Origin of the sequence: Aeromonas sp. R1-1 (assembly GCF_040908495.1) — a bacterium.
Lineage (GTDB): Bacteria > Pseudomonadota > Gammaproteobacteria > Enterobacterales > Aeromonadaceae > Aeromonas > Aeromonas veronii.
The window spans coordinates 1-10,177 of the sequence record NZ_JBFODV010000191.1 but is presented as its reverse complement, the minus strand read 5'-3'; the positions used below and the strand labels follow the sequence as shown (position 1 = coordinate 10,177).

Below are 10,177 nucleotides of genomic sequence, written 5' to 3'. Positions count from 1 at the left end.
GTAGCTGCACTGGCCACAGGCGAGATCGAGCACCGGGGTGCCGGCAATCGGGCTCCCCTCGTACTCCTCCTGAGTGGCCGGTTTGAGCAGACCACGCGGGCAGGCCTTGAAACATTCGCCACAGCGGGTGCAGAGGGAGAGGTACTGGGACTCCTCGATGGCCCACGGCGGGCGCGCTTCATGGCAAACCACGGCGGGTTTGCGGGAAGCTTGCCAACCTTGTGTCAGCCAACGGAGGAAATAGTGAGTCATGCTCGCCCCTGATACCTATTAGGGGTTAATTTTATCGAAGTTTCGGGAAGCAGGCCAGAGAATAGCGGCCGTCAGGATCGCAAGCGCAGTTGCCCTTGTGTAAGCTAGGCGGGTCTTTTTACGTGGTTGAATGAAAACATATGTGGCTATTTCTCTGGCGTGCGTCCCTGCTCTATGTCTTTCCCCTGCTGATGTGGGCCTACTGCCGCATCAAGGATATCGATTTCGCCGAGCTCGATACCGGCGTCAACACCCACAAGTGGGTGGTGCTGGCCGCCTACCTTATCTACGTGGTGATCTGGATCCTGGTTAACCGCTATCTCGAACTCTTCCTGCGTCAGCGGAGCCGTAAATGATCGACCCCGGGCTCTGGGGGATCTTGTTGCCCGCCGCAGTGCTGGCCCTCGGGCTTGGCTGGCTGATCGGGCGGCGTACCGCCACGGCGCAGGCTCAGGAGCTGATGCTGGCGCAGGAGCGTTATCAGGCGCTTCAGGATCGCTTCGACGAGTTGCAGGATGAGCGGATGCAGGGCCAGCAGAAGCTGGATCAGCAGCAGACCCTGCTGATCAAGCTCACCGCCCGCCTCAAGGATGCGGAAGCGACCCTGCGCAGCGAACGGCTGGCCGCCGCCGAAAAACTGCAACTGCAACAGGAAGCGGAGCAGCGCCTCAGCCAGCAGTTCGAGAACCTCGCCAACCGGATCTTCGAGCAAAACTCCGGCAACTTCCGTGAATTGAACCAGAACAGTCTCGATCTGCTGCTTACTCCGCTCAAGGAGCAGCTTGAGGGCTTTCGCCGTCAGGTGGGGGAGACCCACGCCCAGGAGACGGCCCAGCGCCACAGCCTCAAGTTCGAGCTGGAGCGCCTTGCCGAGCTCAATGCCCGCATGACCGAGGAGGCGGCGGCGCTGACTCGCGCCCTCAAGGGTGACAGCAAGCAGCAGGGTAACTGGGGCGAGGTGGTGCTGGCGCGGATCCTCAGCGAATGCGGCTTGCGCGAGGGTCACGAGTACCACACCCAGGTCAATATCGAGGTGGAGAAGGGCAAGCGCTACCAGCCCGATGTCATCGTCCACCTGCCGCAGGAGAAGGACATCATCATCGACGCCAAGGTGTCGCTGACCGCCTACGAACGCTGGTTCAACGCCGATGACGAGCTGGAGAAGGCGGTGGCGCTGAAAGAGCACGTCGCCTCGGTGCGTAACCATATCCGCGAGCTGGGCCGCAAGGATTACCAGCAGTTGCCCGGAGTGCGCACCCTCGACTATGTGCTGATGTTCGTGGCGGTAGAGCCCGCCTTCCTTACCGCGATGGAGGCCGATCCCTCGCTGGTGCGTTACGGCCTCGACAACAATATCCTGCTGGTGAGCCCCACCAACCTGATGGTGGCGCTGCGCACCATCGAAAACCTGTGGCGCTACGAGCGGCAGAACCAGAATGCTCGCCAGATCGCCGAGCGGGCCGGTCGCCTCTACGAAAAGCTGCGGCTGTTTGTCGAGGAGATGCAGCAGATGGGCGGCAGCCTGCACAAGGCGCAGGAGAGCTACGACAAGGCGATGGGACGGCTGGTCAACGGCCGTGGCAACCTGATTGCGCAGGTCGAGCGTTTCCGCGAGCTGGGGGTGGAAGTGACCAAGAGTCTGCCCGAGCCGCTGGTGGAGCGGGCGCAGGAGCGCGACAAGGAGCGGGAGTAGTTATTTCCCAGTATCGCCATCAGCCAAGGCCCAAACCCGGTTTGGGCCTTTTGCTATCTGCCAGCTGGCCCAGTGCTGACCCATCATCAGAAATCTGCAAAGCAAACGGCCCACCGAAGTGGGCCGTTTCTATTTGCAGTGCCGGTGTGGATCAGCGGCTGGCGGCGCGGGCGCTCAGTTCGGCTTTCTCGCTATCGCTCAGGAAGGCCAGGGTCAGGCCGTTCTGCTGGGCGGTGCGGATTTCGCTGGCGGTCATGCCGGTGGCTGGGGCGGCCACCTCATATTCGTGGGGCAGGTCGATCCCTTCTACTGCCGGATCGTCGGTGTTGAGGCAGGCCAGCACACCGGCGGCAAGGAACTGGCGGATCGGGTGTTCGGTCAGGCTTGCTACCGTAGTGGTCTGGATGTTGGAGGTGAGGCAGGACTCGATGCCGATGCGGTGTTCGGCCAGATAGGCCATCAGGGCCGGATCCTGAATCGCTTTGACGCCGTGGCCGATACGCTCGGCGCCCAGCTCGCGAATGGCCTGCCACATGCTCTCGGGGCCAGCGGCTTCACCGGCGTGTACGGTGACGCGCATGCCTGCATCGCGCACCTTGCGGAAGTGGTCGACAAAGAGTTCCCCCGGGAAGCCCAGCTCGTCACCGGCCAGATCGATGGCGACCAGCTTGTCACGGTGTGCCAGACAGGCGGCCAGCTCCTGATTGCACTGCTCGGTGCCGAAGGTGCGGCTCATGATGCCGATCAGGTTGGTCTTGATACCGAAATCGCGGCTGCCAGCGGCCACGCCGTCGATGATGGCTTCCACCACGCCCTGCGGGTGCAGCTTGTGGGTCATCGCCATATAGGCCGGACTGAAACGCAGTTCGGCATAGTCGATACCGGCGCGCAGCAGATCTTCCACGTTCTCGTAGGCGACCCGGCGGCAGGCGTCGTAGTCGGCCAGCACGGCCACACCCCAGTCCAGTTTCTTCAGGAAGGCAACCAGACTCGGCTCGTTCTCGACGATCTGTACGTGGGGACGCAGCGCTTCCAGCTCGAATGCGGGCAACTGAATGTTGTGTTGGCGACCCAGCTCGAGGATGGTTTGCGGGCGGATGTTGCCGTCCAGATGGCGGTGCAGGTCGGTCAGGGGGAGAGATCTGTCAATCATGGGGGCGCCCTCGTCGAGTCAGGTTTGAAAGCCTGCCATTCTAGGCGGGGCTTTCAAAAAAGATACCCCGTTTGCTGGCAAACGGGGTCTTATTGGTCGGTGATTTATCAAGGCGTGATGGGAATCGTTTTTCCCCGGGACTCAGGAGAGATCGAGTTCCTTCAGCTTGCGGGTCAGGGTGTTGCGACCCCAACCGAGCAGGCGGGCTGCCTCCTGCTTGTGGCCATGGGTGTGCTCCAGTGCCGTCTCCAGCATGATCCGCTCGAACTGGGGCATGGCATCGGCCAGGATGTCTGTCTCTCCCAGCGCCAACTTGCTGGCCACCCACTCCTGCAACTGCTGCTGCCAGCAACCGGGCAACGCCGGTTGGCCCGGTTCGGCACTGTTGGTGATGGGGGTGAGCAGCTCGGCAGGCAGGTCGCCGACCAGCACTTCTTGCCCCGAGGCCATCACGGTGAGCCAGCGGCAGACGTTCTCCAGCTGGCGCACGTTGCCCGGCCAGGGCAGGCGGCTGATATAGGCCTGGGTATCGGGGTGCAGGCTCTTGGCCTCGACGTTCAGCTCTTTGGCGGCGCGCAGCAGGAAGTGGCGGGCCAGCTGGGGGATATCCTCACGGCGCTCCTTGAGGGCGGGGATGTGGATGCGAATGACGTTGAGGCGGTGGAACAGATCCTCGCGAAACTCGCCATCGGCGACCCGCTTCTCCAGATTCTGGTGGGTGGCGGCGATGATCCGTACATCCACCTGCACCGGCTGGTGGCCGCCGACTCGATAGAACTGGCCATCGGCCAAGACACGCAGCAGCCGGGTCTGCACATCAAGCGGCATGTCGCCGATCTCGTCGAGAAACAGGGTACCACCGTCGGCCTGCTCGAAGCGGCCGTGGCGGATGTTGTTGGCGCCGGTGAAGGCACCCTTCTCGTGACCGAACAGCTCGGATTCGATGAGATCTTTCGGGATAGCCGCCATGTTGAGGGCGATAAAGTTTTTGTGGGCGCGCGGGCTGTGCTTGTGCAGCGCATGGGCGACCAGCTCCTTGCCGGTACCGCTCTGGCCGTTGATCAGCACCGAGATGCTGGAGCGCGACAGGCGGCCGATGGCACGGAACACCTCCTGCATCGCCGGCGCCTCACCGATGATCTCCGGGGTGGCGGTGGCCTCTTGCTGGCGAGACTTGCGCTTGGTGCGCTGTTCCTTGAGGTGATTCTCGGCGCGCCGCACCAGGGTCACCGCTTCGTCGATGTCGAACGGCTTGGGCAGGTACTCGAAGGCGCCGCGCTGGTAGGCGTTGACCGCACTGTCGAGATCCGAGTGGGCGGTCATGATGATGATGGGCAGATCGGCCTGACGACGGTGGATCTGCTCCAGCAGGCTCAAACCATCGATGCCCGGCATCCGGATATCGGAGAGGATCACATCGGGCGAGCGCAGCTCAAGGGCGTGCAGCAGGGCTTCGCCATCGGCAAAGCTCTCGCAGTTGAAGCCTTCGCTGCCGAGAGTGCGCTCCAGCACCCAGCGGATAGAACTGTCGTCATCGACGATCCACACTTTGGCGGTCATGAGGTTCCCTTACTTGCGAAGCGGTAGAAAAATTGTGAATTCGGTGTGACCCGGCCAGCTGATGCAGTCAATCCGCCCCTTGTGCTGGTCGATCAGGTTCTGGGCGATAGAGAGGCCGAGCCCTGTGCCCCCCTCCTTGCCGGTGATCATGGGATAGAACAGAGTGTCGCGAATGGCGTCCGGAATGCCGGGGCCGTTGTCGATGATCTTGATCTCCGCCGCCAGCCGGTAGCGCTGGCCGTGAATGGTGATCTGGAATGCAGTGCGGGTTTTGATACGAATAAGCCCGGTCTGATCGCCCAGTGCTTCGGCTGCGTTGCGCACTATGTTGAGAAACGCCTGCTGCAGCTGATCCGGCTCCATCTCGAATTCGGGGATGCTGGGGTCGTAATCCCGCTCGATGCGAACAGAGGGAGGGAGTTCGAGCTCCACCAGTCGGCGTACCTGCTCCAGCACCGAATGGACATTGTGCATCTGGTGGCGGCCAGGGCGCTGGGGGCCGAGCAGCCGATCGACCAGTACCCGCAGCCGGTCGGCCTGTTCAATGATGATGCCGGTATATTCGCGCAGCGCCGGGTCCGGCAGCTCTTTTTGCAGCAGCTGGGCCGCTCCGCGCAGGCCGCCGAGGGGATTCTTGATTTCGTGGGCCAGCCCGCGCACCAGCTCCTTGGCCGCTAGCTGCTGGGCATGTTGCTGCTGCTCCTGACTGATCTTCTTCTGCTGGTCGATCTTGCGCAGCTCCACGACCAGCAGACGCTGTTCGTGGTCGGCCATCGGGGTGGCGCTCAGCTCCACCAGTCTCGGTTCTCCTTCCACCACCAGGGTCACTTCGCTATCGGTAAAGCCTTGTCCTGACACGAGGCACTGCTTGAGCCGCTGCAAATCGAGGGAGATATGTTCCAGTAGATGGGGCAGTTCGATGCCGATCAGCCGGCGTTCACTGAGAGAGAGCAGCTGTTCAGCCGCCGGGTTGACGAACTGGATGCAGAGCCGCTCATCCATCAGGATCACGGCGGTCAGCAAATTATCCAAGAGTGTTTTGGCGTTGTCCGAGCGGGTTGGCACAGGTTTCTCCCTAAAACGGTGCTACACACCTGTTATGCACCGATATGGTGCATAGAGTTTACCCGCATCGGTGCGCTATATCACCCCTAGTCGGCTTTGGGGGTGGGTTTGGGAGCCGGCGTCACGCTCGCTCTATGCAGGTAAAAGGTGACTGCACTGGATTTAGCAAGGATCGTACCGTCTTTGGCGAGCAGTTCGAGCTGGGCCTCGTGGGCGCCGCGATCGACGTTTTCGACGCGGACAGAGAGGCTGTTGCTGACGATGGGGGCGGCTTTGCCATCCAGGGTCAGGCGCACATCATACTGGGTCGGAGGTTTGGGGCTGATGGTGCCCTGAAAGACGATATTGCCTGTGTTGTCGCGCAGGGTGCTGCCCTGTTCCGGGGAAAGCAGTTCGATGGTCAGCTTGGCCGCCTCTTTCTCTTTCTTGGCATCGGCGCCAGTCAGGCTGTTGAAGTTATCCACCTGCACCGATCTGGGCGCGCTGCTGCCCAGCAGCGGGGCGACCCGCAGATCGACCTCTTTGGCGTTTTTGCCGGGTGGTGGCGCATCCGAGTAGTGGGTGATGCCATTGCCATCGACCCAGGAGTAGACCTTGGCCGCGTCCGCAGCGAACGAGGTCAGCAACAGGAGGCCGAGCACCCCTATGCCATGCTTGTTGTTCATCCATCTCTCCTTGACGGTATTTTGCTTAATCCTATCAGAGAAAAAACCCGCCAGATGGCGGGTTTTGTCACGATTAAGCAAGCTGACCAGATTTAAACGGCAAGTCTGCTGAGACTTAGACGGAGTAGTACAGTTCGAACTCCAGCGGGTGCGGGGTCATGCGCACACGGTCAACATCCTGCTGTTTCAGTTCCAGATAGGAGTTGATGAAGTCATCGCTGAACACGCCGCCACGGGTCAGGAACTCGCGGTCAGCATCCAGAGCAGCCAGGGCTTCGTCCAGAGAACCGGCAACGGTCGGTACTTCTGCGGCTTCTTCCGGTGGCAGGTCGTACAAGTTCTTGTCCATGGCATCGCCCGGATGGATCTTGTTGATGATACCGTCCAGACCGGCCATCAGCTGGGCTGCGAAGGCCAGGTACGGGTTGGCTGCCGGATCCGGGAAGCGCACTTCGATACGACGGGCTTTCGGGCTCGGTACCACCGGGATACGGATGGAGGCAGAGCGGTTGCGAGCAGAGTAGGCCAGCATGACCGGTGCTTCATAACCCGGAACCAGACGCTTGTAGGAGTTGGTGGTCGGGTTGGCGAAGGCGTTGATGGCCTTGGCGTGCTTGATGATACCGCCGATGTAGTGCAGAGCCATCTCGGACAGACCGCCATACAGGTCGCCAGCGAACAGGTTGACGCCGTTTTTGGCCAGAGACTGGTGGCAGTGCATGCCGGAGCCGTTGTCACCGAACATGGGTTTCGGCATGAAGGTAACAGTCTTGTTGTAGGCGTGAGCCACGTTGTGGATCACGTACTTCAGTACCTGTACTTCGTCAGCTTTCAGCGTAAGAGTGTTGAAGCGGGTAGCGATCTCGTTCTGACCGGCAGTGGCCACTTCGTGGTGGTGAGCTTCAACGACCTGGCCCATCTCTTCCAGCACCAGACACATGGCGGCGCGGATATCCTGGGAAGAGTCGACTGGTGCAACCGGGAAGTAACCGCCTTTCACGAACGGACGGTGACCCTTGTTGCCATGCTCATAGGCAGTGCCGGAGTTCCATGCGGCTTCTTCAGATTCGATTTTCACGAAGCTGTGGCCCATGGTGTTGGAGAAGGTGATGTTGTCGAACATGAAAAATTCCGGCTCCGGCCCGAACAGCACGGTGTCAGCGATGCCGCTGGACTTCAGGAAATCTTCTGCACGCTTGGCGATGGAGCGCGGATCGCGGTCGTAGCCCTGCATGGTGGCAGGCTCCAGCACGTCACAAACGATGTTCAGGGTGGTCTCTTCGGTGAACGGATCCAGCTTGGCGGAGGCTGCGTCCGGCATCAGTACCATGTCGGATTCGTTGATGCCCTTCCAGCCGCCGATGGAGGAACCATCGAACATCTTGCCGTCTTCGAAGAAATCTTCATCAACCTGGTGAGCAGGGATGGATACATGCTGCTCTTTACCCTTGGTGTCGGTAAAGCGCAGATCAACAAACTTGACTTCGTGTTCCTGGATCAGGGCCAAAACGTTCTGGGCTGACATGCTAAGTAACCTCCGGTGTTAAAACTCTCTGGGTGAATGCGTCGTCGTATTCACATAAGCCAGTATCGTGCCAAGTTTGTGACAGCTTGATTTCAGGGCAATCTCGCTGGAGAGGCTCCCCAAAATCAGGCGATCTCGACTCGCGTTGCATCAATTTAGTGCGATGGTGGATCGTTTTGGTGCACTGTAATGGTGCGCGAAATACGGTCACCGCCCATCTAAGCAGGGTTTGTCAGAGAGGTCTATGATCCAGATCTGTTGTTATGCGCGAATGTACTGCAATTCTGCTAGGCAGATCACAAAGGCAAGAGTACAATTAGCGCCCAATTTTACCCGGTGATTGAGGCGAGAATGTTAGAGAATTTACGCAATATTGCGATTATTGCGCACGTTGACCACGGCAAAACGACTCTGGTTGATAAGCTGCTGCAGCAGTCCGGCACCCTGGACCGCTCCACGGAAGGCCAGGAACGGATCATGGACTCCAATGATCTGGAACGGGAACGTGGCATCACCATTCTCGCCAAGAACACTGCGATCCGCTGGAATGACTACCGCATCAACATCGTTGATACCCCGGGTCACGCCGACTTCGGTGGTGAAGTAGAGCGCGTACTGTCCATGGTTGACTCCGTACTGCTGCTGGTTGATGCCGTAGACGGCCCGATGCCGCAAACCCGTTTCGTGACCCAGAAAGCGTTCGCTCAGGGTCTGAAGCCGATCGTGGTCATCAACAAGGTTGACCGTCCGGGTGCTCGTCCTGACTGGGTAATGGATCAGGTATTCGACCTGTTCGACAACCTGGGCGCGACTGATGAACAGCTGGATTTCAAAGTTGTTTACGCCTCTGCACTGAACGGTTGGGCCACCATGGATCAGGACGTTGAGTCCGAGAACATGGAGCCGCTGTTCCAGGCTATCGTTGATAACGTTGAAGCGCCGAAGGCTGATGCCGAAGGTGGTTTCCAGATGCAGATCTCCCAGCTGGACTACAACTCCTACGTGGGCGTTATCGGTATCGGCCGTATCACCCGTGGTCGCGTCAAGACCAACCAGCAAGTCACCATCGTTGGTGCTGACGGCAAGACCCGTAACGGTAAAGTCGGTCAGGTGCTGGGTTACCTGGGTCTGTCCCGTACTGAAGTTACCGACGCGCAAGCGGGTGACATCATCGCTATCACCGGTTTGGGCGAGCTGAAAATCTCCGACACCATCTGTGACAACGGTGCCGTTGAAGCCCTGCCGCCGCTCTCTGTTGACGAGCCGACCGTGAACATGACCTTCCAGGTCAACACCTCACCGTTCGCCGGTAAAGAGGGCAAGTTCGTGACCTCCCGTAACATTCTGGAGCGTCTGAACCAGGAGCTGGTCCACAACGTGGCCCTGCGTGTGGAAGAGACTGATGATCCGGACAAGTTCCGTGTATCCGGTCGTGGTGAACTGCACCTCTCCATCCTGATCGAAAACATGCGTCGCGAAGGTTACGAACTGGCTGTGTCTCGTCCGGAAGTAATCCTGCGTACCGTTGATGGTGTTCTGCAGGAACCGTTCGAAACTGTAACTGTGGACGTTGAAGAAGCGCACCAGGGTTCCGTGATGGAGCAACTGGGTCTGCGTAAAGGCGAAATGACCAACATGACCCCGGATGGCAAGGGTCGTGTCCGTCTGGACTTCATGATCCCGAGCCGTGGCCTGATCGGTTTCCAGACCGAATTCATGACCATGACCTCAGGTACCGGTCTGCTGTACCACACCTTCGACCACTACGGTCCGCACAAGGGTGGTAGCATCGGCGAGCGTCAGAATGGCGTGCTGATCTCCAACGCTACCGGTAAGGCTCTGACCTACGCCCTGTTCGGTCTGCAAGACCGTGGTCGTCTGTTCATCGGTCACGCGACCGAAGTGTACGAAGGCCAAGTGATCGGTATTCACTCCCGTTCCAACGACCTGACTGTTAACTGCCTGAAAGGCAAACAGCTGACTAACATGCGTGCCTCCGGTACCGACGAAGCTCAAGTGCTGACTCCGCCGATCCGCATGACTCTGGAACAGGCTCTCGAGTTCATCGACAACGACGAACTGGTAGAAGTGACTCCGAAGAATATCCGTATCCGCAAGAAATTGCTGACCGAGCTGGATCGCAAGCGCTCTGGCCGTGGTTAATGCTATGTGCTGAGTCTCGGCAGCCCTTGCGGCCGCTGACGGTTCACTGATAAACGGACCCAAACCTCTGGTTTGGGTCCGTTTTTTTATGCTTGTGATCC

The 10,177-nt window shown here is 59.6% G+C and carries 9 protein-coding genes; 3 read left to right on the top strand and 6 right to left on the bottom strand.

Translation table 11 applies throughout. The annotated features are described in order from the left end of the window. Positions 1-252, bottom strand: a 252-nt coding sequence (locus AB5Y92_RS12245; RefSeq protein WP_368226870.1) for a 4Fe-4S binding protein, incomplete at its 3' end; no start/stop codon positions are given. Positions 253-392: 140 nt separating this feature from the next. On the opposite strand from AB5Y92_RS12245, the gene AB5Y92_RS12240 reads away from it, so the two are divergent. Continuing rightward, positions 393-608: a hypothetical protein gene (locus AB5Y92_RS12240; RefSeq protein WP_216959833.1), complete on the top strand. Its 216-nt coding sequence runs from the start codon at positions 393-395 to the stop codon at positions 606-608. Beyond that, the gene (rmuC, locus tag AB5Y92_RS12235; protein ID WP_368226869.1) at positions 605-1,945 is read left to right on the top strand and encodes a DNA recombination protein RmuC; all 1,341 of its coding nucleotides are present in this window, start codon (positions 605-607) and stop codon (positions 1,943-1,945) included. Before AB5Y92_RS12240 ends, rmuC begins: the two co-directional genes overlap by 4 nt. 151 nt (positions 1,946-2,096) lie before the next feature. On the opposite strand, the gene add is transcribed toward rmuC, so the two are convergent. From add to glnA, 5 genes are all read right to left on the bottom strand, one after another. After that, on the bottom strand, positions 2,097-3,098 hold the full coding sequence (gene add, locus AB5Y92_RS12230) for an adenosine deaminase (protein WP_368226868.1): 1,002 nt from the start codon (positions 3,096-3,098) through the stop codon (positions 2,097-2,099). A gap of 141 nt (positions 3,099-3,239) precedes the next feature. After that, complete coding sequence (glnG, locus tag AB5Y92_RS12225; RefSeq protein WP_151285730.1) at positions 3,240-4,658, bottom strand: nitrogen regulation protein NR(I); 1,419 nt, start codon at positions 4,656-4,658, stop codon at positions 3,240-3,242. 9 nt (positions 4,659-4,667) lie between these two features. Then, the gene (glnL, locus tag AB5Y92_RS12220; RefSeq protein ID WP_005356202.1) at positions 4,668-5,723 is read right to left on the bottom strand and encodes a nitrogen regulation protein NR(II); all 1,056 of its coding nucleotides are present in this window, start codon (positions 5,721-5,723) and stop codon (positions 4,668-4,670) included. Between the two features lie 86 nt (positions 5,724-5,809). Continuing rightward, the gene (locus tag AB5Y92_RS12215; protein ID WP_042079784.1) at positions 5,810-6,388 is read right to left on the bottom strand and encodes a DUF4124 domain-containing protein; all 579 of its coding nucleotides are present in this window, start codon (positions 6,386-6,388) and stop codon (positions 5,810-5,812) included. A gap of 115 nt (positions 6,389-6,503) precedes the next feature. Beyond that, entirely contained in the window at positions 6,504-7,913 is a 1,410-nt protein-coding gene (gene glnA, locus AB5Y92_RS12210; RefSeq protein WP_005339672.1) for a glutamate--ammonia ligase, read from the bottom strand. Between the two features lie 351 nt (positions 7,914-8,264). Here glnA and typA point away from each other — a divergent pair, with 351 nt between their 5' ends. Then, entirely contained in the window at positions 8,265-10,076 is a 1,812-nt protein-coding gene (typA, locus tag AB5Y92_RS12205) for a translational GTPase TypA (protein ID WP_005339679.1), read from the top strand. Positions 10,077-10,177: the final 101 nt, after the last annotated feature.

What these genes read in the sequence shown, in the direction of transcription:
- AB5Y92_RS12240 (WP_216959833.1), top strand. Translation starts at nt 393, where the DNA reads ATGTGGCTATTTCTCTGGCGTGCGTCCCTGCTCTATGTCTTTCCCCTG.
- AB5Y92_RS12215 (WP_042079784.1), bottom strand. Translation starts at nt 6,388, where the DNA reads ATGAACAACAAGCATGGCATAGGGGTGCTCGGCCTCCTGTTGCTGACC.
- glnA (WP_005339672.1), bottom strand. Translation starts at nt 7,913, where the DNA reads ATGTCAGCCCAGAACGTTTTGGCCCTGATCCAGGAACACGAAGTCAAG.
- typA (WP_005339679.1), top strand. Translation starts at nt 8,265, where the DNA reads ATGTTAGAGAATTTACGCAATATTGCGATTATTGCGCACGTTGACCAC.
- add (WP_368226868.1), bottom strand. Translation starts at nt 3,098, where the DNA reads ATGATTGACAGATCTCTCCCCCTGACCGACCTGCACCGCCATCTGGAC.
- glnG (WP_151285730.1), bottom strand. Translation starts at nt 4,658, where the DNA reads ATGACCGCCAAAGTGTGGATCGTCGATGACGACAGTTCTATCCGCTGG.
- rmuC (WP_368226869.1), top strand. Translation starts at nt 605, where the DNA reads ATGATCGACCCCGGGCTCTGGGGGATCTTGTTGCCCGCCGCAGTGCTG.